This is a genomic window from Desulfosporosinus acidiphilus SJ4 (assembly GCF_000255115.2).
Taxonomy (GTDB): Bacteria; Bacillota; Desulfitobacteriia; order Desulfitobacteriales; family Desulfitobacteriaceae; genus Desulfosporosinus; species Desulfosporosinus acidiphilus.
The window spans coordinates 3882188-3906412 of sequence record NC_018068.1; the positions used below are offsets into that span (position 1 = coordinate 3882188).

Here is a 24225-nt window from a genome sequence, read left to right on the forward strand (position 1 = left end):
CCAAGAAGGGAGAGGATTAAAATTAGGCATAGCCAAAAAACCCCGCTCGCCCCTTGACCATCTCTCTGGATGGCATTTAAAGGGATACGTCACTATGAATTACTATTCGCTGAAACCTTCCCGTTCCAACAAAAGCACGTCTTCTTCAGCATCAACTTCCTGCAAACGCACAGCGACAATTTCACGACGCGAGGTCGGTAAGTTTTTGCCGACAAAGTCTGCGCGAATGGGAAGCTCCCGGTGTCCACGATCAACTAAGACAGCCAGCTGAATTCTCTCAGGTCTGCCTAAATCCATGGTGGCATCTAAAGCAGCTCGAGCTGTGCGTCCTGTATAAAGAACATCATCAATCAGTATGACCGTTTTTCCTTCAATACTCACCGGAACATCAGTTTCATGAACTACCGGATGAACATCAATGGTACTCAAGTCATCTCGATAAAGAGTTATGTCCAAAATTCCCATCGGTAATTGAACGCCTTCAAATTCCAAAATATATTGGCGGATACGTTCAGCCAGGGGTACACCACGACGTCTAATTCCAACCAGAACAAGTTTATCTGTACCTTTATTTTTCTCTACGATCTCATGGGCAATCCGTGTAAGCGCCCGGCGGATCCCATCCGCATCTAATATCTTGCTTTTAATCGTTCCTTCCAAAGCAATCATCTCCTTTCTTCTGGAGTATAGCTCATAGAACACAGATCAGACTGACAAATAAATAAGACTGTCCCTCATAGCAGACAGCCCTTTCCTACTTCCGTCTGCCTTCCCAAGCCTCACAGGACTTCATTTAAAGGCCATTTAACTTTCCTTAAGTTTACTTTAGCTTAGCCCAAATGTCAATCCTTCCTTAATTTCTTAAGAAAATCCGCAAAGACTTCGGGGACAGCAGTGTCAAACCTCATCCATTCCCCGCTTCGTGGATGCTTAAACCCTAAATGGGCCGCATGAAGCAGTTGGCCTTTTAGTCCAAATCTATTTTTCGAGGGGCCGTAGACCGGGTCCCCCACGATGGGATGCTTAAGATAATTCATATGAACTCGAATTTGGTGGGTTCTCCCTGTCTCGAGATGGACTTCCAGATAAGTTGCATCTTTATAACGTTCCAGGACTTTGTAATGAGTTACAGCTGTTTTAGAATGATGCATGACAACAGCCATCCGCTTGCGGTCCGAGGGATCACGCCCAATTGGGGCATTTACCGTACCTGAAGGTTCATGAATCACACCGTGGGCCACAGCTAAATAAAACCGTTCCATACTATGTTCTTTTAGTTGAGCAGCTAAGCTCTGATGAGCTTCATCATTCTTAGCCACGACCAAAATCCCCGATGTATCCTTGTCAATGCGATGAACAATTCCCGGACGCAAGACCCCATTAATACCTGAGAGATTACGGCAGTGGAATAATAACGCATTGACGAGAGTTCCTGTCCAAGCACCGGGAGCGGGATGCACTACCATACCTTGCGGTTTGTTGACAACTAAGACATCGTCATCCTCGTAGAGAATATCCAGAGGAATATTTTCAGGTTCAGCTGCTGCCGGTCGAGGAATGGGAATTGTCGCTTCGATTCTGTCACCCTTGCGAATTTTATAATTTCCCTTTTTGCTCAGCCCATTTACTTTGATACATTCTTTGGCAATGAGGTCTTGCACAAAAGACCTGCTCTTTCCCAGAACATTAGTAACCCCGACATCCAGCCTGAGTCCTTCGGATAATTCAAATTCTAAGGTTTCCGCTTCATTTATGGCTTCATTGATTTCTTCATCAATTTCATCATTCACTTGTTCTGATTCGAAAACTTTTTCCACGTCTACTCCCCAAATTCCAAATTCCAAATTCCAAATTCCAAATTCTATCTTGCAAAACAGCGTTATTCCGCAATAAGTCAGGACCTTCGTTAATGACCTAGAACTCCTTAGAGCGATTATTCCTGAGTACTGCTGGCGTTAAGCTCCTTTTCCACATCTTTGTGATCTTTTTCTTCCCAATATAACTTAAGCATAAGCAGGCCAACTCCAACAACGATCATACTGTCGGCAAAGTTAAAAACATAGGGCCAAATTTGAAAGTCAATATAATCCACAACTCGGCCAATAAACAAACGATCATATAAATTTCCCAGGGCTCCTCCCCCAATCATCCCAATCGCTAAGCGCAGAAGCACTTCTTTTTTTGGAATGCGAAATTGTCCATAAATCACCCCGCCTACGACAACCAGGGCGGTAACAACAAAAACCCAGGTCCGACCAGCCATTAAGCCAAAGGCCGCTCCTGGGTTGAGAACATAGGTGATATGGAATATCTTAGGGATGACCTTCAGTGATTCACCCGGTACAAAGTTCTTCTGAATTAACACTTTTAACAAGCGATCAACGATCCATACGCCAATCATGGCAAGCCAGACTAACAAGCGTTTAACCTCCCTGTTTTTTCTCATCTTAACACAGGGCTCAAGGGAGAGCAAATGTAATTCCTTAGCTCTTGCTTTGTTGCCTTTTAAGTGCGTCCATGATCTTCGCTGTAATGAATTGTATTATTTCGGTCTAACCGTTCCCGTCCGGTCTCAAACGTTTCTATAAATTCCACGGCACCTATGGTTTCATCTGAATCCTCATACAACTGATTGGGATCTGAAATATCTCGATTGGTCCCAAGATCCTGAAGCGAATCTGACGTCCCGTAGCGTGCCACAGCCTGCCAGGCATCTTCACCATCGAACTCTACCCGGTCTGTGCCATCATTAAACGTTCGCGAAAAGGGTCGGTTTAGAATTTCATCTTCAACAGGCTGACGATGCAGGGAATGCTGCTCCTCTTTCTCTTCTTCACGACTGCATCGTGTACAGACAGTAGTATAGGGCATTAGCTCAAGACGTTCATAGGGAATCTCTTGGCCGCAGGATTCACAAATCCCGTACTTACCTTCTTCAAAACGCGCTAAAGCTGCATCAATGGCTTCCATCCTGTGCACAGAACGGTCATGGTAGGCCACATCCTGTGAACGCTGATATACTTCAGTAGCAATATCTGCCGGATGATTATCGGCCACTGACAGCTCACCTAAAGACTCTCTCATATCTCCGTTAAGGAATTCCGTCGCAGACTCTGCTAAACTTTGCTTTTCGGCTCGTAAGGTTTCAATCAATTTTATATAATGAGATTTATTATCCATCTCGCTTCCCCTTCCTAATAATTTTAATTCTTGTGTAAATTTACCTCCTCGCAAAAATGATCCTCCAAATGACCAGTTTATTATTGGCAAATAAACTGAGTTTATAATTATTGAGGTGACAATAGTGTTCCCTGGTGAATGACTCTTTACACGAGAAACTTTTTCAATATCCTCTTCAATTTCTTCTTTGATTTAAGCGTTTCTTGCTGAAAATTAGTATAAATTTTGTTAATTAGAAGTACTAGCTGGGTAAAGTTAAATGAACTATAATTATGAGTATGAGAACAATTCGGATAATCTAATAAATTCCATGCAAATAATAGAGGTGGCACAACAAAAAATGAATATAATTATTGAAAAAGCTAAAGATAATAATTTAACTTGCAAAATAGAAAATAGTAATAGTGAATTTATATATGCATATTCCAAGTATAAACCTAAGGATAAAATTAGTTTATCAAATCTTAATTTTAACAGTAATGAAAACTTAATCTTATTAGGGTTAGGATTGGGATATGAGCTAGAATACTTGGCAAAAAATACAAATAATTACATCTACGTTATTGAGCCAGATAAAGAATTTTATAATATAATTTTGAGTTCAAATGAATTAAATTCTGTTTTGAAAATCAAAAATATCAAATTTTTGTTTGGAGATGAGTATAAAAAACTAACGCTTTCGGACTATGAAATCGTCAATAACAAAAATATTACTTGCTATAATAGTCATTTCTATATTGAAGTACTTAATTATCTAAGTAGATTCCCCTGAAAAAGTCGGTTAAAAAATACTCGTTTTAAACTCGTCTGGAAACAACATAGTTTTTAAGCTTTATACTCAAATACCCCTTGCCATTTCTCGGTTTCCTCTAAATCAGGGCCGCTATTCGTCTCAAATTGTAGGTTAATATCCCAAATCCCACCCAGGTACTTACACCTTGGTGGCCTCGGGACAGACTTCTCCCTAGACCATATTTCCGTTTCAAAATGCTTATGGTACCTTCTCCGCCAGCTCTCCAAGCTTGCAATCGTCGGAACCATCTCTGCTTTTCGTGAGATGCCTGTGCTTTACTCTTCTTGCCCTTTTTAGGCATCGATATTCGTTTGATTCCTAGGTCAGTCAGTTCTTTTTGGTTCTTACCGCTGCTGTAACCTCTGTCGGTAGCGATTGAATATGGCACTTTTCCTGTTTTAGAAATATGACGTTTAACAGTTTCTACCAAAAGACTGTCATCACTAGGATTTCCAACATGAACTTTATAATCGGTTATAATGCGGTCTTCATTTTCTGTGATCTCTGTTTTATAGCCAAACTCTGTCGGACTCTTTAATTTCCCTTTTTGAATCGGCCGTGCATCTGGATCATGAAGACTAATCACTCGATTCGAAATGTGGGTGTTTCCGCCGTTGACTTTTAGTGTTTGATTCACAATTTTGTCGGCGGTGACTATGACCTTATCGAGTTTCTCAATCTTGCGTTTTGTAGTGTTGCTCATCTGCTCGCCTAGAGCTTCTTCGGCTTTATCCATAATCTGATGGGCGTTAGTCATAGTTTCAATGGCTTTATCAACTAATTTATCGGTAATCTTACGAACTTCTTCAACAGCCTGATGATTACGCCGCTTAAGTGTTTTACCGATTTCCAAAATTCGCTTCTTCGCTGAACGACAGCGTTCAATCATCTTGGGCATCGTCGAACCCGCAGTTTCTCGAAGGCTTTGAGCTTGGCGTGTTATCGATTTAATAGCATCGGCCAAGAGCTGAGCATCCGTAGGGTAATGAATATTGGATTCCGTCACCGTTGTGTCCGTGCGAAGTCTCCGGCTCCGAGTAATCTTGTCTTGAGAAGCCTTAACAACGAGAGCTTCATTAAGCTGTTCAACGATGTCTTCTCCATACTTTTGAGTCAGTTTAATCAAGGTCGTACTATGAGGAACTGTCGCATCTAAGTTAATTCGACAAAAGCGACGCCATTTAATGCTGTCACTAACCTCTGCAACGAGAGTTTCATAACCAAACTCATAACGGAACTTAAGGTACATGAGACGAAGAAAGGTTTCGACAGGAACTGTCGGTCGGCCAATACGTATATTCCAACGAGAAAGGAAAGGCCGCATAAATTTCTCATCATCCAGAAGTTCATCGATAGTCTTTAATTCCTTGCTTAGTTCTAGAACTTGCTCAGGTAAAGCAAAATCCCAAATAGTAAGTTGCTCATTGTGAAGACGTAACATTTTTTGACCCCCTGAAAGGATTTTTTCACCCTCTTGGAGAATCTAAAAACTAGGAATTCTCCAAAAGGGTAGTAGAATTTGGTTGCTTGTCACTTCTAAATTTCTACCAAATCCTTGGGAATTCCTTTTATTTTGGCCATTTTGAAAATATCGGTTAGTTTTTCAGGGGAATCTAAGTAAGAAATACCTCCCAAATGTAAGTAATAGAGAAACCATTGTTTTATTTGACAGATATAATATCTGGGATGACTGTAAAGAAGCGTTAAACCATATGGGATATAAAGTTAAAGTTATTTCAAATAATGCTGATAAAGAACGTCTCAAAATGACAATACTAGAAAGCTTTCCCGACTATGTAATGACGATTAACTTTGATCCGCTAATCTCCGAAATATGTACTGAAATTAGGAAAAAATATATTTCGTGGTGTGTCGATACTCCCCAATATACTGTATATCAAAAAGAAGCCCTAAATGATGTGAATTACATCTTTATGTATGATGAAGAAATTGTCGAAGGGTTAAAAACAAAGGGTTTAAAAAAAATATTTTACATGCCTATCGCGGTAAATGTTAATAGACTTGCAAGTCTCAGACTCAGTGATGATGAGAAGGAGGCTTATGAATGTGATATTAGTTTTATAGGAAATCTCACCATGAGCGAATATTCCCAATATATTAAAGGCTCATTAACGAATCAGACATCCGATTACATAGACGGATTGATTCAAAAGCAACATGAAGATATCAGCTTTTTTCACCTAAAAGATGATTGCACCCAAGAACTTGTAAATAAAATAAATAATGAAATAACATCTTATCGTATTCAAGGCGCTGTACTTCTAAGAGAAAAGGAAAAGCTATCCTTTTTATTAGGAAGAGAACAATCATTTCAAGAAAGAATAATCTATTTAACCATAATTAATGAAGTCTTTAAGGATAAAAATGTAAAAGTATATGGAAATGAGTTATGGAAGGATTATACCAGTAGTTACTTCGGACATGCGGACTATTATCAGTCGATGCCAAAGATCATGAAATCAACCAAAATCAACTTGAATATAACGCGAACATTTGTTGAAAGCGGGCTCCCTTTGAGAATCTTTGATGTTTTAGGAGCAGGTGGTTTCTTACTGACAAATTATAAAAAAGGCTTAGAATATAATTTTAAAGTAGGAACTGATTTTATAATTTATAGAGATTTGCAAGACTTGATAGAAATTATAAAATACTACTTGCTACATGATAAAGAACGAAAGGAAATTTCTAATAACGGCTTTGAAACTGTTAAAAGATATCATACCTATGACTTAAGATTGAGAGAAATAATGAATATTGTAAAAGCAACTGAATTAGGAGAGTAACGAGCCTACTTTTCGAATTTGCACTCACCAGGAGATTAAAAATTTGAATGGATAAAAAAATAACGAACTTCGACACTAAACATCGAAGTTCGTAAAAATCCATTGAGTAAAATAACATTTTCATTATACTTCACTTGATTCATTCAATACAGAAATAATAGCAATAAAACTTGTTCAAATAGCAGGGATATACCCCTAATCCAAAAGAACCTCTAAGTGCATGCCATTCGAGAGACTAAAAGCATTCCCTTCATCCGTATCAATATGCATATCCAAAGCATAATTAGGACTGACTCTTATAAGAACATGTTCAAGGATTCCGCCCCTTACGCCTGGAACAACTACCCGAACATGGTCTCCATCCTTTAATGAATATTTCTGAGCATCTTCAGGCGTCATATGAATATGACGGGCAGCAATAATAACCCCTTGATCGAGATGGACTTTCCCTTTTGGACCTTCAACATCGACCCCCGGAGTGCTGTCAAGTTTTCCGGAATCGCGAACCGGGGGTTTAACCCCTAATTTAAAAGTGTCGGTAGCCGCCAATTCAACTTGGGACGCTTTTCTGGCCGGACCCAAAACACGAACTCCCGGCATAGAGCCTTTAGGACCAATGATCGTCACCGTTTCCTCACAAGCAAACTGACCGGGCTGACTCAGATCTTTTGTTTTTGTCAGAGTATGACCGGCACCAAAAAGCTCCTCAATATGTTCTTGAGACAAATGAATGTGCCGGTTCGAAATACCTACCGGAACCATAAAACTAGCCATTGAATTTATCACCCTCCATTACCGCGAATGAAACTATCCATCGATGCGAAAAAATTTTCATGTGTAAAATCCACTGTCTAATAGTATACTCCTTTTCGCTGAAAAACGACACAATTCCAGGGGCCAAAATTTAAGTTTAAATTTTGCGAATTTAATCCAGGTCCAAAGCTAGCGTTTTTTAGTCCAATCACCGGAAAGATATTTAGAACGAATTTCTTGCATCAAACGCCTCTCAGATTCTGTTAATTCACTTTGCAGGAAATCAATCCCCATGACTCTGCGAAATCCTGAACAAATCTCCTTTTCCAACTCTTCTCGTTCTATTGGCCGTTGCCAAACTTCATCCAAAGCACAAGCTTTGGCTTTAAATCGCTTTAGCAAACGTTCTCGGACCTCTTGACTTGGGAATTTCAGAAGCCGAAAGAGAAGATCGGCATCAAAATGGAGCAGAATGGACCCATGCTGCAAAAGCATCCCCTCTTTCCGCATCTGAGCGCTCCCCACCAATTTCCTCCCGTTCACAACAAGTTCATACCAAGAAGGAGCATCAAAACATGCCGCAGAGGTTGCTTCTTTGGCTGCCCCGCCAAGGGACATCTCAGCCGGTATCCCCAGGGCCTGAAATCCCTCTAACAAGGCCTTACTGATCTTCAAATAGGATTCTGTAATTGTGCCGGAGACATTAGGGTTGTTTTCCGGGGAGATGACACTATAGGTCAGTTCATATTGATGCAAGACTGCCCTCCCCCCCGTGGGTCGCCGAACAATGTCAATTCCCTCTTTCCTGCATGCCCTTTCATCAACTTCCCGTTCGTAATATTGAGCATAGCCTAGAGATAAGGCCGCCGGATTCCAGCCATAAAAACGCAGAAGCGGCTGAGGATTTGGAGTCTCAACCATGGTCTTTAATAACGCCTCATCAATGGCCATATTCTCAGCACCTGAGGCCACCGCATAGGGCAGATAGCGCCATAAATTCATAAGATCACCCACTTTCATTCAATCGTAGGACTCCCACTACTATTAGTGGGAGTGGTCCCCGTTCTCTACTATATCCATTAAACCTTCACGAACTTGTGTCCAAGCCCGTTCAATTTCACCCTGAGTCAGCGATCTCGGATAGTTGTAAAGCTCCTCTCCGGGTATTTCGTTATAATAAGGGCGATTGCAGCCAGTGCAGCCAGACGTTTGAAAAGGTATACCTCCCCTTTTCCCTTCCAGTTCAAGAACAGAGGTCCCATAACTCATTAAACGGCCTTGTTTAAACGTAAACTCCTCACACCGCCCTAATTGATTCCGGATCAAATCGTGAGCGACCTGTATTCGTCGATAATGACTTATCTCAGGCTGAGAAATTCCTTCCATTCTCGTTCCTCTCACTGGAGTAAAAGCGAATAAGGCCACCGTCACACCTCGATCATAGAGGGTCTGGAGACAATGAATCATATCTTCTTCACGTTCCCCTAAACCAACGATAAGATGAGTTGCCATACGCCCGGGAAACATTTCTGCAGACTCACTGAGGAGATTCAATCGCTCCTCCCAGGACCCATCTTTACTGCGGGCATAAATCTCAGGAGTTGCTGCATCAAGGGCAATACTTACATGGTCAACCCCAAGATTCAAAAGCTCCTTCACCTCTTCAATGCTTCGCGGTCCCGCCGACACACAGATGGGCAATTGAGTTACCGACTGTACTGTTTTAACCAGACTTTTCGTCTCGGCTAACGCCTCCTTGTCTTGAACCACTTGAAAACAAATTCGCTGCAGAGCATTATTTGTATTTGAAGTATGCAGCCCTTTAAGAAGCACCTCTTTCGAGTAGTCCGGCCAGCTCACTCGCGAAAGCAGGTCTGCCCGAGCACCGCTCTCCCGTGCTTGCGCACAGAAGGCACAATTAAACCGGCATCGTTCTCCCACCATCAGATAGGCGGTTGTCGGCAGGACATCTACCTTAACCTTTTTTAAGCCCAAGACTTTAGCTGTCCCCAAAGAACATCGTATCATAAGGCACAACACTCCTCACCGCGTATAACCTTAAGTTGTAACTCCTCTGCTTTTCGCCGGGCACCCGGAGTTGGCATAACCAAGCGATTTAAACCTATTTCCACCGCAGCTTCATCCAGCCTTTGCCGGTATCTTCCCTTGGGACGCATGCAGCCCAAAACTAAAGGGAGCTTAGGAAACCTAATTCTCGCTTTAGCCAGGAAATGAATAACTTCCTCAACCGGCAGCGGCTGTTTGTCAGCATACCGGGTTCCGGGAGTTGGGATAAATACATTAAAAATCAGACCATCAATGTTTAATTCAGATAGTGCTTCCAGAGCCGCTTCTTCTCCGCACCACTCTCCTCCTTTTAATCCCAGAGTCACATGGGGCATCACCGGCAATACTTGCTGAAGGGCTAGAAAAACACGCCGATAGTCTTCCAGTCCATAATCCAAGCCATAAACTTCACGAATCGTTTCCCGATCTGCTACGAAGTCAAAAGAAATAACATCCGCTAAACCTTTGAGTAAAGAAATTTCTTGCTTGTTTAATAACCCAACGTGAAAATTTAAGCGCACATCATGTTTGAGCTTGCGCAGAAATTCTAACTGATCAGGGAAAGGTACCTTACCCTCCGGCGTACAACCGCCGCTGATGAGCGCACTGCGAAATGGATAATTGTGATTCAGGGCCTCATAAACTTGGATCTCTTCCACACTTCGCATCGCTTTCAGATAATGCCCGCCGCAATGGGCGCAATTGAGAGCACAGGAGCGGCCGGTAAGAGTGATACTCTCCGTCTGAGTCGGATAATCAAAATAGATTTCGTTTTCAAAATTCCCCCGTCTTACCTCCCAGGCCTGCTGTATCAGACTCACACGATCTTCTTGCTCCATCTCTTCATCCTCACTTAATTTTCTATAACTTGGCGAACACTAAGGACTCAATTCAGTTTGCAGCTTTGGCAAGCTTAATGAGCATTTAAAGAAAACATAACCGGCGCTCGAAGACACTGTCTTCGCACGAATTAGGCTTCTATGAGTCTCCGCAGGCGGTCTCTTCTCACTGTTCATACCTTGCAACCAAAAACTATACTCTCAGAAAAACTGCCCCAAACACTATAGACCCGAAAGAAAGGCAGCTTCGCCCACAAGAGTGAACCCATTTCATGGAGAGGCGGTAAAGCCCACGAAGGTTGCGTGGGGTAAGCGAAGCCGTGGTTCACATCAGGTACTACCCTATGGTTCGGCGTAGCTCCCGCGCAATCGAGTGGGCCAGCCTCGGAATGTTGGGTGAACGGTGTGGGCGAGGCTGCCTGACCCGACATCATCCGATGGCCCGCCTAGCGGCATGGATCTGACAGTGGGAAAAAAGCCGCCCGAATGAGCGGCATTTATAGTTGGCCTTGTCTAAGAACAATTCACACAGTGTTTACTTATTCCGATAACGCAAATCCGGTTTTCTCACCGCTGCCACTTCATCCAGACGAGTAACCCTTGTTGTATGCGGAGCATTCTTGACCAAGTCAGCATCTTCACGTGCTTCTTCGGCGATTTTAATAAGAACTCGGGCAAATTCATCCAGGGTTTCCGCACTTTCTGATTCTGTAGGTTCGATCATCATTGCCTCTTCAACAATCATCGGGAAATATATTGTTGGCGGATGATAACCATAGTCCAGTAAGCGTTTTGCTATATCTAAGGTATGGACTCCTGTGGACTTCAAGTTCTTTGGAGTAATCACAAATTCATGCTTGCAAGTACGGTCAAAAGGAAGGTAATAATGCTCTTTGAGGATTTGCATTAAATAATTGGCATTAAGCACTGCGTTTTCAGACGCTGTCTTAAGCCCTTCTCCTCCCAATCCTCTAATATAAGCATAAGCCCTGACCAACACTGCAAAATTAGCATAAAAGGAGCGAACCCTTCCAATGGAAAGAGGTAAATTATCTTCTAGTTTAAAGGTCCCATCATCGCTCTGAACCACGATAGGCTTCGGCAGGAAGGGCAATAAAAATTCTTTAACACCTACAGGCCCAGCACCGGGTCCCCCTCCACCGTGTGGTGTAGAAAATGTCTTATGCAAATTAAGATGAACGACGTCAAAACCCATATCCCCAGGACGAGCAATTCCCATGATCGCATTTGTATTAGCGCCGTCATAGTACAATAACCCTCCGACATCATGAACAAGTTTCGTGATTTCCAAAATATTTTCATCAAAAAGGCCAACTGTATTGGGATTCGTCAACATTAACGCAGCTACTTCATCGTTGACAACCTTTTTTAAGGCCTCTAGATCAACTCCACCGCGTTCAGTGGATGGTACTTGAATGATATCGTAACCAGCCATCGCCGCAGTGGCTGGATTGGTCCCATGCGCCGAGTCCGGAACGATGACCTTGGTTCGTTTCTTATCCTTTCGGTGCTCATGATAGGCTTTAATGATCAGCATCCCGGTCATTTCGCCATGAGCGCCTGCAGCAGGCTGGAGCGTAAATCCATCCATCCCTGCCAGCTCACAAAGATCTTGCTGGAGTTCGGCCATGAGCTGTAAGGCTCCCTGAGTCAGGGCCTCCGGTTGGTATGGATGAAGGGAGGTAAACCCGGGCAAACGAGCCAGAGTTTCATTAACCTTAGGGTTATACTTCATAGTGCACGACCCCAATGGGTAAAATCCGGTATCCACACCATGGTTGAAGGTTGAAAGACGCGTAAAGTGACGGACAACATCAACCTCTGACACTTCCGGGAGTTGGGGTTCCTGCTGAGTAAGCATATGCTCGGGAATCAACATTTCTACAGGAATCTCCGGAACTCCACATTTAGGCAAGCTGACTGCATTCCGGCCGCTGGCACTAAGTTCAAAAATTAAAGGTTCTAGCGATTTCATTGGATTTCCCCCAATCTGGCCACAAGCCGGTCAATCTCAGCTTTACACTTAGTCTCCGTAACACAGAAGAGAAGGTGATGGTCTAGTTCAGGATAGAAGCGCGCCAGATCCAATCCGCCGATAATTCGATCCTTTAAAAGTGCATCGTTGATCTTAGAAGGTTCAAGTGTCGTTTTTACTACAAACTCATGGAAGAAAGGACGTTGGAATGCTAAACTCATTCCGGGAATTTTGACAATCTCCCGGGCTGCATAATGAGCATTCTGTAAATTAATATAGGCCAACTCTGTAACGCCATTTTTGCCGAGAGCACTTAAATGCATAGTAAACGCCAGTGCGCAGAGCGCCTCATTGGAACAAATATTGGAAGTAGCCTTTTCCCTTCGAATATGCTGTTCTCGGGCTTGCAGAGTTAAAACATAACCTTTCCGCCCGCTTTTGTCAGTCGTTGCTCCCACTATCCGTCCCGGCATTCTTCGTACATACTTGTCCCGACAAGCCAAGAAACCTAAATATGGGCCGCCGAAATTAAGAGGATTTCCAAAAGCTTGACCTTCCCCGACAACAATATCCGCTCCGCATTCTCCCGGATTCTTCAGCAGACCCAACGACACCGGATTAACAGTCATTACCTCGAGGGCCCCATGTTCATGGACAAGGTTGGTGATTTCCTCAGCCTCTTCAATATTGCCAAAGAAATTCGGATTTTGAATAAGGACACCTGCAACACCTTCTTGAAGCTGAGCTCCCAAGGCCTCAAGATCAGTGATTCCATCTTTAGACGGAATTTCGATCAACTCCACCCCCCGGGGCGGCAAATATGTTCTGAGAACTTCGCGATATTCCGGATGTACTGTCTGCGTGACTAAGACTTTGTTTCTCCTGGTGGCATCGCAAGTCATAAGGGCTGCTTCAGCTAAGGCCGAAGCTCCATCATACATGGAGGCATTGGCAACATCCATTCCCGTCAATTCACAGACCAAAGTCTGGTATTCATAAATTGCTTGCAGAGTCCCCTGAGAGATCTCCGGCTGATAAGGGGTATACGCCGTATAGAACTCAGAGCGCAGTAACAATTGATCAACAAAACTGGGAATATAATGTTCGTAAGCTCCTGCGCCTAAAAAGGAACTGTATTCTTCCACAGTCTTATTTTTCCCCGCCAACCCTTTAACATGCTTTACTAATTCTTGTTCAGACATTCCCCCTGGAATATCCAGTGATCGTTTTAAGCGAACTTCTTGAGGTACATCGGCAAAAAGGTCTTCGACGGACTTAACCCCAATACGGGCTAAAAGTCGCTCTTTTTGGCTGTCCGTATTTGGTACGAAGTTCATTCTAATGTTCCTCCTCAGCCAGAAACTCCTCATATTGGGCAGCGCTCATTAGAGAATCCAGAGGAGACAAATCATCTGCCTCAACTTTAATCAGCCAACCTTCTCCATAAGGATCACTGTTCAACAAATCCGGTGAATCCATCACCAAACTATTGACTTCTACAACCTTGCCGCTTACAGCTGCGGTAATATCTGAAACTGCTTTAACTGATTCCACCGTTCCATAAGATTCACCTGCAGTCACCGTATCTCCAACTTGTGGAAGTTCAACAAAAACAACGTCGCCAAGGCTTTCCTGGGCATGATCGGTTATACCAAAGGTTACTATGTTTCCTGCTGTCCTCGAGTACTCGTGTTCTTTGTTATACTTTAATTCAACTGGATTCATGTTATCGTCCTCCTCAAATTTTTATTATTTTACCCTAAGATCTAAATGAGCATCCATCATGGAATACCGCATCAATTAACTCCGTTTATAAAACAAACTTGGAATAATCTTTGCTTCGACAGCCTTTCCTCTAATCATAACATCCAATGAATTGCCTACAACAGCAGAATCTGCTCGAACAAGACCCAGAGCAATGTTTTTATCCAATGTCGGAGAATATGAACCTGAGGTGACAAACCCTATCTCTTGTTCATCCTTTTGCAAAGGATAATGTGAGCGGGCGATGCCCCGTCCGATCATTTCCAGACCGACAAGCTTTCGTGGTATACCATTTTCCTTTTGCTTAAGCAGAGCATCCCTGCCAATAAAATCAGCTTTGTCTAATTTAACAAAGATCCCCAAACCGGCCTCTAAGGGAGTTATTTCCGCTCCTAATTCGTTGCCGTATAAGGGCAAACGAGCTTCAAACCTTAACGTATCACGCGCCCCCAAGCCAATGGGTTGGACCCCTTCCCGAGAACCGACTTCTAAAATCCTGCGCCACAACTGCCGACCATACTCCGGGGAAAAATATATTTCGAAACCATCTTCACCCGTATACCCTGTCCGGGAAATGAGACACGTAACACCGTCAATTTCACCATAACTAAACGTATAATATTTTAAAGTCGATAAACTTAAATTGGCCAATTGCTGTAGAATTTTTTCCGCTTGAGGTCCTTGCAAAGCAAGTTGGGCATATTGGTCTGAGACATTCTTCACACTGACTTGAAAATCTTGAACTTGATCAAGCATCCAGACAAAATCCTTTTCGGTATTCGAAGCATTGACTACGAGAAAAAAATGCTCAGGGTTATGCCGATAGACCAATAAATCATCTACAATTCCGCCATCCGGATAGCACATAGGTGAATAGAGGATCTTTCCGTTTTCCAGCTTACCTGCGTCATTTGTAATGATCTTTTGAACAAAAGCCAAAGCATCTTTTCCTCGAACATCAATTTCGCCCATATGTGATACATCAAAAAGTCCCGCCTTGTTTCGCACTGCCCTGTGTTCTTCAATCACTCCAACATACTGAACCGGCATTTCCCATCCGCCAAAGTCAATTATTTTTGCCTTAGCCTCTTTATGTTCTTCATAAAGTGGAGTTCGCTTCAGTTCCGCCATCTTGGGCACCTCCTTAATTCTGTAATGTTTTTTTACTGAAAACTGAAACTTAACATCCTTTAAATATTTGGTTAGTCCCGAAGATACTACTCTGAGTTTAACTAAAGCTTATACTTCTGCCCCGAAAATTAAATTTCCCATTCATTAACTTTCCCATTCATCAGCGATACCGCAAGCGGCATAGGGGCCTTGATAGTATAAAAAGGACAGAGAAAGATGCCTTTCGCATCTTCTCTGTCCTTTAACCTGAGAGATTCGCCGTCTCCGACTTCCCCTTTGGTGTTCTCTGCTTAGAGAAACTCTCCAGAGTACCGTCTACTAGCCGTACCTTTGCCTGAGAGTTTCCCCTCTTGAAAAGCGACTTCAAGAGATTTTCTCCTTCGGCGTCTGGACCACCCAGATCTCTCCTGCTAGTATCATTCGGTAGCTATTACCGTTATACAATATACTATGCTTTTTTTTTCATTTAGTCTAGACCCTTTTCAAGATTTTGACTGATTTTTTCCAATATTTAATTACAAAGTTCGACAAAACTAAATCTCGCCTCTCCATTAAGAGACGAGATCACTCATAACCATCATTATCGCTTTTTCCCTCCGCCATTCCTCCGGGTCCGCCCCGTCCTTCTGCTGTTGAGAATGCCGATCGCCGCTCATAGTTCACAGGACCGAAAACTTTAATAAAATAAGGAATAATTACGTTACGAGTCTTTTAAAATGATTTTACGTAAAATCGTCACTAATTTAGCTTGTCCCTCTAATTCTTGGGGAGCAACCATCCAAAGACACAAAAACGATACTTTACGCTGTTTCCATTCTTGAACTAACGGTTCCAGTGTTTCGTTAGAAAAATATAAATGGGTTGAATCCTGATCAGGTGACAATGTAACCACAATACAACGCTGCTCAATGTCATCCATAACTTGAAATGCACGATCCAGTAAATCATCACTTCCGGTCATCAGCACGTCCCCAGGTCGAAATTGATGACTGGCTTCCGCAAGGCCAAGAAATAAAATTTTCAATTCTTTGGCATCTAAGTCTAAATTATGGAAATCAGGCAAAAGTTGGATCTCCTGACCTCCAACTTTCCCTATAAAAACCTTCCGCTCATCCTCATGCAGACCAAATCCTTGAATGAGAACGTCAGAAGATATTTCACTAATCAATCTATTCATCGGTGTCTTCCTTCTCTTTCCAAGTTCTCTTTTAGAATATCTTACCACGAAACCAGTTTGCTTCGCAACAATCGAGAAGACCTGAAATTCTAGGCGATACCTTCTGTTTTCTCTTGCATCGTTTCCAAATCAAGATGGGAGAGCAAAAATGATTTGAGTTGAGTTCGAATCAAATCGCGCTTCCTGCCCAACTCCTGAATTTCTCTTTGCATTTCTTCCCACTTTTCTTGAGCTTGAGACACCTGGGCTAACTTTTTCTGTTCTGCTTCCTTCAGCAACAGCTCAGCCTCATGGCGCGCAGCTTGTTTTACTTCTTCGGCAGTCTGTTGAGCTAAGACCAACGTTTGCTGCAATGTAGTCTCGAGTTGACGAAAATGACTAATTTCATTTTCCAAAGCTTTAACCTTTTCGCGCAACTCAAAGTTTTCCGCGTAAGCAGACTCAAATTCCTGACTCACGGCTTCCAAAAATTTTTCCACGTCTCCGCATTGATACCCTCGAAGTCCTTTGTTGAATTGCTTATTGCGTATATCAAGAGGAGTCATTTGCATCTTCTTTACCTCCTATTGGCGTTGAGACTTATAAAGTACGAGTTGCCAAGCCGTACGTTCCTTGCGAGTCTGAGTACACTCTAAAAGCCTAATTCGCCCTTGCCCCCGGCAAGAAATCGTTTCTCCGGGTTGCAATTTAAGTTCTGCTTTGCTTACTACAAGGCCCTCACGCCGTACCCTTCCTTGTTTAATCCACTCCTGAGCTGAGGCCCGGGATACGCCAAAGGAATGGGCAAGGAGGGCATCTAAGCGAGTTGAACTAACCGTAACCCGTTTCTGTTCTCCTACATCGGACAAAATGTTAGGTTTTTCATGACAAAGAGAGACTTTAATCTTTTCACGTCCTGCAGCTTTCCACTGATCTAGCAAAAACGGAGCGATCTCAGTTGAAGCCGCAAGATAATACCCGCTAAGTCCTGCCCGAATATCTCCTAAAACTTCCCGTCCTATACCTAAACCAATCAGAGAGCCTAAAATTTGGCGATGTTCAAGCTGAGTATGAGGATTTGCCGGAAGAACCTCAAGGATGGATAGATTTGCATCGGCGGAATCCAAAGTTTCCTCTCTTGAGCCAATAACGATACGAACGCGTTCTGCGTCGGGGAAACCGCCTTCAAGCAAATAAGCTAACTGCTCCTTGTTAAGAATTCCCTCAGCCCACTCCCTCATCGCGAAGCTTAAAAAAGTAGTGACTTGCATGGAGTTTCTATGGAGCACTGCATCCATTTGATCCAATAGATGAGCGGCTGACAAATATGCTTCTTTTTCACTCCAAAATTTTAACATAGTGCGATCTACGGAACGTCTCATCCTAATAGAGAAGCCTCACAATCAATGATTGAATTAAGTTCAGAACGATAATAGCAATCAGGGGGGAGAAATCCAAGCCCATAGCCCCTGAAGTAATCTGAAAACGTTGAAAAGGCTTCAATAAAGGGTCTGTTATATCGTAAATTATAGTTATAAGCGGGTTTGGTTTTACGCGAGGAAAAAAAGAAAGCATAACCCGTACGATTATCGCAAAAATCAGGATAGTAATGACTTTATCAATAATTTGTACGATTAGATAAATCAATGTGACCCCCCCTATTTTTGCCAGAACAAACCTTTAACTTTAAGTTCATCTCTCATCTCCCCAGAAATATCCACGTTGTTGGGGACAAAAAGAAAAATTCCGTTTCCGACTTTTTGCATATTGCCGTTTAAAGCATACGTTGTCCCACTAATAAAATCGACGATACGTTTCGCTAATACTTTCTCCGCGTTCTCTAGGTTAACAATTACCGGACGACGTGATTTAAGCTGGTCCGCTATGTTTTGGGCATCTTCGAAGGTATTGGGTTCCAAAACAACCACTCGCATTTGTTTTTGGGTATGAATACTTACCACGGGAGCATTTTTTCGACTGGTGCGAACTTCTTCTTGGTCCATCGTTTCTTTTTCCTGTTCTTCGAAAAGATCCTCTTCCTGTTCATCATCAGCAAATCCCATAATTCCAATCATCTTATCCAGTAGTTTAGCCATAGCCGATCCTCCCTTTCTTAAGTCGAGCTCTTTTACTTTATCTATAAACCTTAATACTAACCGCGTTCACCAAAAATCTGACGTCCTACCCGGACAAGGGTTGCTCCTTCTTCGATGGCTGCTTCAAAGTCTCTGCTCATGCCCATCGAAAGCTCTTGCAAATTCACGCCAGGCCATGTTCGAGATTGCAGGGAATCTCGGAGATTCCGCAGTTGGCGAAAAAAGGCTCTGGTTTCTTGCAGATTGGCCTCAAGAGCTCCAATCGTCATAAAACCTCGTACCTGAACATAGGGATAGTCCGCGATTGAATCCAAAAAATCCGGAACTTCTTCAGGAGCTAAGCCGGCCTTCGAAGGATCCTGAGCAATGTTTACCTGGACTAAAGTTGCCCAAGTTAAGCCTTGCCGTCCCCCCTGTTCGTTTAACATTTCTAAGAGTGAAAATCGATCTAAAGAATGAATCAGGGCAATCTTGTCAGTCAAATATTTTACCTTATTCGTTTGAAGTCTCCCCACAATATGCCATTCACAATCGGCAGGCAAAAACGGAACCTTTTCTACCCACTCTTGAATCCGGTTCTCCGCAAAAGCCCGCTGTCCAACCTGATAAGCTTCCTGAAGGCTGGCTGGGGGCTGGGTCTTAGAAACGGCCAGCAGTTTAACAGCGCCGTTATCCCTGTTGCTCCGCTCAATTGCCCGAAGAATTCGCTGGCGAACTTCCAATAAACGCTCTTGAATGCCCAAATCTCCCATGTCCTAAATATCCCCTTCGCAAAGAATTCTACGCCTTTCCTTCGTTTCCTGCTGCGAAAATCTTAAACCGGACATTTTTTACTTAGCTATCAACCCTTCAAGTCCATCCCGCGGATTCGTTACAACAGGAATCCCGACAGGTAAACTGTCGACGCAAGCTTGTTGATCATTTTCGTCCAGTACTTTAACTTTCTTGAAATGAACTACTCCATCATTCACAACGAAAAGACCAATTTCCTCTCCCTGTTTCCAAAGTGCGCTTTTAGGTACCAATACTCCGCTGGTCTGTGGCGCATAACTCCAGGTGATTTCCTGCTTTCTCTCAGAGGCCGAACCATCGACATAATGGGGGAACTGTACAATGACACCCATAGGTTTTTCGGATTTCCGCATAATCACAGCATCCATGGTCTGGTTTCCCGTTATTAAACGAAGCGTTTTTCCAACAGTAAGATTATCAATACTTTGCAGTTGCAGGAAGGCCATGGTAGGCAAAAGATTATTTACCATTTTGCCCACAATCTCTCCCGCTTGAACTGTTTGGCCCGGAATTTTAACCTTGGAAGTTTGAGTAACTAATTTCTCCAAATCCATAGACATAATACTATCACTGGTAATGATAGTTTCCAGTCCATCCGTCTGATGAAAGAATAGTCCTCCCATAGCAGCTGCCAAACCCTGTTTAGTGCCATTTTGCTGCACCGTAGCCACAGTTTCTCCTCGTCTGAAACGCTGACCATCATTGCCAACAAATTGAATTGTCCCCGAGATGGGAGCGGCAACAGGTTGTTCCTGATTGGCAAAAATTGCAGGGATCTTTCTTTCATGGGTGATAGTTCCGGACTGAGCTGCTGTATAGTTTATATCACGAGTCATGAAGTATGCTCGATTAAACCAAATAGCTCCTCCGAGCAAAATTAAGAACAGCACCCACCAAAACCAAGAGAATTTTCTCTTCTTCTTTCTCGCCATAGCCTCCTCCCAGCAATTCCCTCTAATCTTAGATTTTTTTATACTATCATAAGTGCAACTAACCTGCCGCTTTCGCCAGAGGCTTAGCGCCAGCTCAGTTTTCTATACTATCAGCATGTACAACTCTTGGCTGTAGACTGTATGAAGAGCTAATACGCGCTGAGACAGTGTCTTCGTCCTCTTGCCTAAGCGCAGCCGGTCAGCCAAGTTCTCTACCTTATCAGGGAAACCATGTTATTTTGCGCGAGGCAAATCACAAATAAAAACAGTTCCTACACCAAGTTCGGATGTCACATTAATGGTCCCTCCCACTCCCTCAACCATATGTTTTACGATACTCAGGCCTAAACCTGTCCCTCCTTGTTCTCGTGAGCGAGCTTTGTCCACACGATAAAAGCGCTCAAAAATTCTTGGCAGCATTTCTTCCGGAATGCCACAGCCAGTATCACCAAACTCCAAACGCACTGCCCCTTCATAGGCTTGTGCCTTTAGCCAAACCCTTCCTTCAGTAGTATATTTAACGGCATTCTCCAGAAGATTCAAAAGAAGTTGGCTGAGCAAGTCTTCCCCTATTGACAGCGGCGGAAGATCGTCCGGCAGATCGATTTCAACCTCAATTCCCTTAACTTGGGCAAAGCTCAGAATAACAGGTTGAATCTTCTTATAGGCTTGTTGGAGATAACTTATTTTGCCTGAACCAAGTTCTCCCCGATTCTCGCGTCCTTCAAAATGAGCTAACGTTAAGAGATCTTCAATTAAACGCTGTAAACGCAACGTCTCTGCCTGAATAATTTTTAAGAAACGCTCACGCAAAGAGGGGACATCGGCCGCACCATCCAGCAAAGTTTCCACAAAACCTTTTATGGAGGTTAAGGGAGTTCGTAATTCGTGGGAAACATTGGCGACGAACTCAGTGCGCATTTGTTCCAACCGACGCAGTTCGGTAACATCATGCATAACTATAACAGCGCCTCGCGGCTGGCCTTGCTCATTTAGGATCGGGTTAACTTGACTTTGGATCGTCTTTTGCTCAAAACGGGTCTCTCTGGTCGCACCAGGTTCCCCAGCAAGCACCCTGCGAATTAAATGTTCCAGTTCGGAATCGTAAGTAAGTTCAAGCAAATATTTCACTTTGCGAGCCGTATCCCTGCGTTCAAAAATTTTATTAGCCGCAGCATTCACTAAGACAACTCGACCTACATGATCTACGGAGACAACCCCCTCTTGCATCCCCGCCAGTATTGCCTCCATTTTGTGAGCTTCTTGAGTTCCGTTTTGCACGATCATCTCTACATGCCTGGAAAGGCTATTCAGCTCAGCGGTGAATTCACCAATTTCATCCGTTGAATCCGCAAAATCAATCCGTTCAAAGTTGCCTTTCGCAATACGTTGAGTAGCCAGATGGAGTTTTTCCAACCTGCGTGACAAATAGCTGGAATAGGCATAGACGGCACCGGCGGGAAAACAAAGTGCCAGCAGCGCGACTTCAAAATCCACCTGTTGTCCGACGGGATTCAATTTTACACACTCCCCTACCCAAAACAAAAGCAGGGACAATCCAGTCATGACTAGAAAAAGTCCAGTCAAGCGCCATTTAATGCTCATTATATTATCCTTTAAAGCGGTAGCCAATTCCGCGCAGAGTTTCTATGTACTCTGGATTTGAGGGATCAAGTTCTATTTTCAGCCGTAAATGACGCACATGAACATCAACCGTTCTGGTATCTCCATGATATTCATATCCCCAGATTCGCTCCAAAAGTTCGTCCCTGGAATAGACTTTTCCGGGATGAGCAGCAAAGACACGTAAAAGCTCAAATTCTTTTGGCGTCAACTCAACTTCTTCACCACGAATAAGAACACGAAAACCACTGATGTCGATACGAAGCTCGCCTCGTACAATCATGGTCTCAGAATCTTCCGGTATAGTTAAGCGGCGTAAACGGGCTTTAATTCTTGCCAACAATTCTCGCGGACTGAAAGGCTTAGTCATATAATCATCGGCACCGAGCTCCAAACCTAAAACTTTATCAATCTCTTCACCTTTTGCGGTTAACATGATAATTGGTAATTGCTGATACTTAGGATTTAATCTAAGTCTGCGACATACCTCTAAGCCATCCATACCAGGCAGCATGACATCGAGGACAAGCAAATCGGGCTGTTCCTTCTCAAGATTTGCCAAGGCTTCCGGGCCATCTTTAGCTACCCGAACCTGATATCCCTCTTTTTCAAGGTTAAACCTGAGCAATTCTTGAATAGGTTCCTCATCATCCACTACTAAAATTGTTGCCACTTAAATCCCCCCCACTCGAGGCACGAAGTTCGAGAATCGTCTTCGAATATATCACACCTCAAGAGCTTCATCCTTATCTCTTATCCCCATTTAAGCTCCCCACGCTTCTATGAGTGGGGTTTACTCCTTCGATTTCTTCAGTGAAAGTAACCCTCCACCGAAGCCCCGAGGCTCAGGTCAGGCTTAGGCTCAACCTTAGCCGAACGAATTTACTTATTTTCTAGTCATTTCTTATTCGAATCCACCCTGCCATCCGTCCGGTTCGCGAGCCATCACGGCGATGTGAAAAAAAACACTCAGGGTTATCTTTTGTACAGAGGGCAGCCATAGTCAAATTTTCAGGCCTTACTCCTTTTTCCATCATCACAATTCTATTAGCCTCCCAGAGATCTAGTTGATACTGACCTTCTGAAATCAGGCGCAAAAATGGAGTCTCCTTAAAGTTGGCATGAAACTGAGCTGCGACGCGTTCATCAACCACATAACAACAAGGACCAATACTGGGGCCAATTGCCACCCAAGCGTTCTCCGTACGACCTCCGGCTTCTTCGAAACACTCTATGGCTTTCCGGCCAATTTTTTGGACGGTTCCTTTCCAACCGGCATGAGCAATACCAATTGCCTTTAAATCGGGGTAGTAGAAAAAAAGAGGGACACAATCTGCATAAAATGTCATGAGGCCAACGGAACTCCTTGTAATAAACCCGTCGACGCCCGGAATAACATTTTCCAAGCCAAGAACCCCCCGGCCTCCATCATGGTTATGAATCCAAGCGACCTTGTCTCCATGGACCTGTTCTCCTACCACAGCCTCTGCCCATGGGACACCCCATAGGCTAAGCCAACGAGACCGATTTTCCAAAACAGCCGCGGCCTCATCTCCCACATGAAGTCCTAAATTGAGACCATCGTAGGGAGGGATACTGACGCCTCCATTTCTTGTGGAGAAACCTATATCAATTCCTTCTTCAAGCCAATCAGAGATTGTTAGAAAACTTAGTTCCCCTCTCGTTTGCCAAGTCCAGTCCATCCCTCTGACTCCTTCAATTTCTTTTTAAATATATCATTAAATTAGCACAAGGACAAACCTGCTATTAGTCCTATTTTCTTTTAGGACTTATAAATAAAGCATAAGCACATGATCTTCACTGACCATGAACTTATGCCTATGGATTCAATTAAGTACTAAATTCAACGGCGGTCATCATTCTCTGAATGGTATTCCGGAAGATCATGAGCATCAACTAAAATAACATCTACTCCAATCTTTTTGACTCGTTCCCAAGGAATCATGAAATCCTCCGGTTTTCCGCCGCCAAAAAGACCCCAGCTGCTTCTTGCCGGTCCGGAAACTACCATTCCCTTAACCACACCTTTTTCAAGATCTAAATCAAGATCTTTGATAGGCCCTAACCTTCGACCATCTTTTATATTGACGACATCCAATAAGCGCATATCCGAAATTCGCATAAATCCCCCCCCTTGATCGAGGCCCAAAATCCGAAGTATGAGGCACGAAATCCATGTTCAGCTGCATCGTTCCGTGCTTCATATATCATCATATGAGGGAAGGTTAATAAATAACCTAAAATTCAAGACAATTTCAAGGATATTCTTATGCGAGTT

General features: G+C 43.3%; 26 protein-coding genes and 2 riboswitches. Of the genes, 2 read left to right on the forward strand and 24 right to left on the reverse strand.

Going from position 1 to position 24225, the window contains the following annotated elements; genetic code table 11:
• Positions 1-102 precede the first annotated feature (102 nt).
• The 4 genes from pyrR to DESACI_RS17775 all read right to left on the reverse strand — a co-directional run bounded on the left by pyrR (position 103) and on the right by DESACI_RS17775 (position 3180).
• Positions 103-660 (reverse strand): bifunctional pyr operon transcriptional regulator/uracil phosphoribosyltransferase PyrR, encoded by a 558-nt coding sequence (gene pyrR, locus DESACI_RS17760; RefSeq protein WP_014828589.1) that lies wholly within the window; start codon positions 658-660, stop codon positions 103-105.
• 182 nt (positions 661-842) lie between these two features.
• The gene (locus DESACI_RS17765; RefSeq protein ID WP_427846734.1) at positions 843-1844 is read right to left on the reverse strand and encodes an RluA family pseudouridine synthase; all 1002 of its coding nucleotides are present in this window, start codon (positions 1842-1844) and stop codon (positions 843-845) included.
• An 89-nt stretch (positions 1845-1933) separates the two neighbouring features.
• Positions 1934-2419 (reverse strand): signal peptidase II, encoded by a 486-nt coding sequence (gene lspA / locus DESACI_RS17770; protein WP_014828591.1) that lies wholly within the window; start codon positions 2417-2419, stop codon positions 1934-1936.
• A gap of 86 nt (positions 2420-2505) precedes the next feature.
• Positions 2506-3180: a TraR/DksA C4-type zinc finger protein gene (locus DESACI_RS17775; protein WP_041276603.1), complete on the reverse strand. Its 675-nt coding sequence runs from the start codon at positions 3178-3180 to the stop codon at positions 2506-2508.
• Between the two features lie 325 nt (positions 3181-3505).
• Here DESACI_RS17775 and DESACI_RS17780 point away from each other — a divergent pair, with 325 nt between their 5' ends.
• Positions 3506-3952, forward strand: a complete 447-nt coding sequence (locus tag DESACI_RS17780) for a hypothetical protein (protein ID WP_207643901.1) — start codon at positions 3506-3508, stop codon at positions 3950-3952.
• 97 nt (positions 3953-4049) lie between these two features.
• Here the strand turns inward: DESACI_RS17780 and DESACI_RS17785 are convergent, their stop codons facing one another.
• Entirely contained in the window at positions 4050-5414 is a 1365-nt protein-coding gene (locus tag DESACI_RS17785; protein WP_014827402.1) for an ISNCY-like element ISDsac1 family transposase, read from the reverse strand.
• Positions 5415-5685: 271 nt separating this feature from the next.
• Here DESACI_RS17785 and DESACI_RS17790 point away from each other — a divergent pair, with 271 nt between their 5' ends.
• On the forward strand, positions 5686-6777 hold the full coding sequence (locus DESACI_RS17790; protein ID WP_014828594.1) for a CgeB family protein: 1092 nt from the start codon (positions 5686-5688) through the stop codon (positions 6775-6777).
• A 195-nt stretch (positions 6778-6972) separates the two neighbouring features.
• On the opposite strand, the gene pduL is transcribed toward DESACI_RS17790, so the two are convergent.
• From pduL to DESACI_RS17890, 19 genes are all read right to left on the reverse strand, one after another.
• Positions 6973-7551 carry a phosphate propanoyltransferase gene (gene pduL, locus DESACI_RS17795; protein WP_014828595.1) on the reverse strand — a complete coding sequence of 193 codons (579 nt, stop codon included), beginning with the start codon at positions 7549-7551 and terminating at the stop codon, positions 6973-6975.
• A gap of 168 nt (positions 7552-7719) precedes the next feature.
• The gene (locus DESACI_RS17800; protein WP_041276605.1) at positions 7720-8532 is read right to left on the reverse strand and encodes a lipoate--protein ligase family protein; all 813 of its coding nucleotides are present in this window, start codon (positions 8530-8532) and stop codon (positions 7720-7722) included.
• A gap of 42 nt (positions 8533-8574) precedes the next feature.
• The gene (gene lipS2 / locus DESACI_RS17805) at positions 8575-9558 is read right to left on the reverse strand and encodes a LipS2 family lipoyl synthase (protein ID WP_014828597.1); all 984 of its coding nucleotides are present in this window, start codon (positions 9556-9558) and stop codon (positions 8575-8577) included.
• A complete protein-coding gene (lipS1, locus tag DESACI_RS17810; protein ID WP_014828598.1) occupies positions 9555-10436 on the reverse strand; it encodes a LipS1 family lipoyl synthase in 882 nt (293 codons plus the stop codon). Before lipS1 ends, lipS2 begins: the two co-directional genes overlap by 4 nt.
• Positions 10437-10971: 535 nt before the next feature.
• Positions 10972-12432 carry an aminomethyl-transferring glycine dehydrogenase subunit GcvPB gene (gene gcvPB, locus DESACI_RS17820; RefSeq protein WP_014828600.1) on the reverse strand — a complete coding sequence of 487 codons (1461 nt, stop codon included), beginning with the start codon at positions 12430-12432 and terminating at the stop codon, positions 10972-10974.
• Positions 12429-13769 carry an aminomethyl-transferring glycine dehydrogenase subunit GcvPA gene (gene gcvPA, locus DESACI_RS17825; RefSeq protein WP_014828601.1) on the reverse strand — a complete coding sequence of 447 codons (1341 nt, stop codon included), beginning with the start codon at positions 13767-13769 and terminating at the stop codon, positions 12429-12431. The genes gcvPB and gcvPA overlap by 4 nt, the downstream gene beginning before the upstream one ends.
• 1 nt (position 13770) lies before the next feature.
• Entirely contained in the window at positions 13771-14157 is a 387-nt protein-coding gene (gene gcvH / locus DESACI_RS17830) for a glycine cleavage system protein GcvH (protein WP_014828602.1), read from the reverse strand.
• Between the two features lie 75 nt (positions 14158-14232).
• Positions 14233-15327, reverse strand: a complete 1095-nt coding sequence (gene gcvT, locus DESACI_RS17835) for a glycine cleavage system aminomethyltransferase GcvT (protein ID WP_014828603.1) — start codon at positions 15325-15327, stop codon at positions 14233-14235.
• 232 nt (positions 15328-15559) lie between these two features.
• Positions 15560-15636: riboswitch (glycine riboswitch) on the reverse strand.
• Positions 15637-15639: 3 nt separating this feature from the next.
• Positions 15640-15747, reverse strand: a riboswitch (glycine riboswitch).
• Between the two features lie 280 nt (positions 15748-16027).
• The gene (locus tag DESACI_RS17840; protein ID WP_014828604.1) at positions 16028-16504 is read right to left on the reverse strand and encodes a hypothetical protein; all 477 of its coding nucleotides are present in this window, start codon (positions 16502-16504) and stop codon (positions 16028-16030) included.
• An 89-nt stretch (positions 16505-16593) separates the two neighbouring features.
• Complete coding sequence (locus tag DESACI_RS24010) at positions 16594-17055, reverse strand: DivIVA domain-containing protein (RefSeq protein ID WP_014828605.1); 462 nt, start codon at positions 17053-17055, stop codon at positions 16594-16596.
• A 12-nt stretch (positions 17056-17067) separates the two neighbouring features.
• Positions 17068-17841, reverse strand: coding sequence for a YlmH/Sll1252 family protein (locus DESACI_RS24015; protein WP_242833080.1), 774 nt, complete (start codon positions 17839-17841; stop codon positions 17068-17070).
• A 25-nt stretch (positions 17842-17866) separates the two neighbouring features.
• On the reverse strand, positions 17867-18130 hold the full coding sequence (locus tag DESACI_RS17855; RefSeq protein WP_014828607.1) for a YggT family protein: 264 nt from the start codon (positions 18128-18130) through the stop codon (positions 17867-17869).
• An 11-nt stretch (positions 18131-18141) separates the two neighbouring features.
• Positions 18142-18579, reverse strand: a complete 438-nt coding sequence (locus DESACI_RS17860) for a cell division protein SepF (RefSeq protein WP_014828608.1) — start codon at positions 18577-18579, stop codon at positions 18142-18144.
• Between the two features lie 56 nt (positions 18580-18635).
• A complete protein-coding gene (locus DESACI_RS17865; RefSeq protein ID WP_014828609.1) occupies positions 18636-19331 on the reverse strand; it encodes a YggS family pyridoxal phosphate-dependent enzyme in 696 nt (231 codons plus the stop codon).
• Between the two features lie 78 nt (positions 19332-19409).
• Positions 19410-20303 (reverse strand): efflux RND transporter periplasmic adaptor subunit, encoded by an 894-nt coding sequence (locus DESACI_RS17870; protein WP_014828610.1) that lies wholly within the window; start codon positions 20301-20303, stop codon positions 19410-19412.
• Between the two features lie 234 nt (positions 20304-20537).
• Positions 20538-21908 (reverse strand): HAMP domain-containing sensor histidine kinase, encoded by a 1371-nt coding sequence (locus DESACI_RS17875; RefSeq protein WP_014828611.1) that lies wholly within the window; start codon positions 21906-21908, stop codon positions 20538-20540.
• Positions 21909-21912: 4 nt separating this feature from the next.
• Complete coding sequence (locus DESACI_RS17880; RefSeq protein WP_014828612.1) at positions 21913-22599, reverse strand: response regulator transcription factor; 687 nt, start codon at positions 22597-22599, stop codon at positions 21913-21915.
• Between the two features lie 220 nt (positions 22600-22819).
• Positions 22820-23629, reverse strand: coding sequence for a peptidoglycan editing factor PgeF (gene pgeF, locus DESACI_RS17885; RefSeq protein WP_014828613.1), 810 nt, complete (start codon positions 23627-23629; stop codon positions 22820-22822).
• 161 nt (positions 23630-23790) lie between these two features.
• Positions 23791-24069, reverse strand: coding sequence for a YlmC/YmxH family sporulation protein (locus DESACI_RS17890; protein ID WP_014828614.1), 279 nt, complete (start codon positions 24067-24069; stop codon positions 23791-23793).
• Positions 24070-24225 lie beyond the last annotated feature (156 nt).

What these genes read in the sequence shown, in the direction of transcription:
- DESACI_RS17775 (WP_041276603.1), bottom strand. Translation starts at nt 3,180, where the DNA reads ATGGATAATAAATCTCATTATATAAAATTGATTGAAACCTTACGAGCC.
- DESACI_RS17785 (WP_014827402.1), bottom strand. Translation starts at nt 5,414, where the DNA reads ATGTTACGTCTTCACAATGAGCAACTTACTATTTGGGATTTTGCTTTA.
- DESACI_RS17790 (WP_014828594.1), top strand. Translation starts at nt 5,686, where the DNA reads ATGGGATATAAAGTTAAAGTTATTTCAAATAATGCTGATAAAGAACGT.
- pduL (WP_014828595.1), bottom strand. Translation starts at nt 7,551, where the DNA reads ATGGCTAGTTTTATGGTTCCGGTAGGTATTTCGAACCGGCACATTCAT.
- DESACI_RS17800 (WP_041276605.1), bottom strand. Translation starts at nt 8,532, where the DNA reads ATGAATTTATGGCGCTATCTGCCCTATGCGGTGGCCTCAGGTGCTGAG.
- lipS2 (WP_014828597.1), bottom strand. Translation starts at nt 9,558, where the DNA reads ATGATACGATGTTCTTTGGGGACAGCTAAAGTCTTGGGCTTAAAAAAG.
- lipS1 (WP_014828598.1), bottom strand. Translation starts at nt 10,436, where the DNA reads ATGGAGCAAGAAGATCGTGTGAGTCTGATACAGCAGGCCTGGGAGGTA.
- gcvPB (WP_014828600.1), bottom strand. Translation starts at nt 12,432, where the DNA reads ATGAAATCGCTAGAACCTTTAATTTTTGAACTTAGTGCCAGCGGCCGG.
- gcvPA (WP_014828601.1), bottom strand. Translation starts at nt 13,769, where the DNA reads ATGAACTTCGTACCAAATACGGACAGCCAAAAAGAGCGACTTTTAGCC.
- gcvH (WP_014828602.1), bottom strand. Translation starts at nt 14,157, where the DNA reads ATGAATCCAGTTGAATTAAAGTATAACAAAGAACACGAGTACTCGAGG.
- gcvT (WP_014828603.1), bottom strand. Translation starts at nt 15,327, where the DNA reads ATGGCGGAACTGAAGCGAACTCCACTTTATGAAGAACATAAAGAGGCT.
- DESACI_RS17840 (WP_014828604.1), bottom strand. Translation starts at nt 16,504, where the DNA reads ATGAATAGATTGATTAGTGAAATATCTTCTGACGTTCTCATTCAAGGA.
- DESACI_RS24010 (WP_014828605.1), bottom strand. Translation starts at nt 17,055, where the DNA reads ATGCAAATGACTCCTCTTGATATACGCAATAAGCAATTCAACAAAGGA.
- DESACI_RS24015 (WP_242833080.1), bottom strand. Translation starts at nt 17,841, where the DNA reads ATGTTAAAATTTTGGAGTGAAAAAGAAGCATATTTGTCAGCCGCTCAT.
- DESACI_RS17860 (WP_014828608.1), bottom strand. Translation starts at nt 18,579, where the DNA reads ATGGCTAAACTACTGGATAAGATGATTGGAATTATGGGATTTGCTGAT.
- DESACI_RS17865 (WP_014828609.1), bottom strand. Translation starts at nt 19,331, where the DNA reads ATGGGAGATTTGGGCATTCAAGAGCGTTTATTGGAAGTTCGCCAGCGA.
- DESACI_RS17870 (WP_014828610.1), bottom strand. Translation starts at nt 20,303, where the DNA reads ATGGCGAGAAAGAAGAAGAGAAAATTCTCTTGGTTTTGGTGGGTGCTG.
- DESACI_RS17875 (WP_014828611.1), bottom strand. Translation starts at nt 21,908, where the DNA reads ATGAGCATTAAATGGCGCTTGACTGGACTTTTTCTAGTCATGACTGGA.
- pgeF (WP_014828613.1), bottom strand. Translation starts at nt 23,629, where the DNA reads ATGGACTGGACTTGGCAAACGAGAGGGGAACTAAGTTTTCTAACAATC.
- DESACI_RS17890 (WP_014828614.1), bottom strand. Translation starts at nt 24,069, where the DNA reads ATGCGAATTTCGGATATGCGCTTATTGGATGTCGTCAATATAAAAGAT.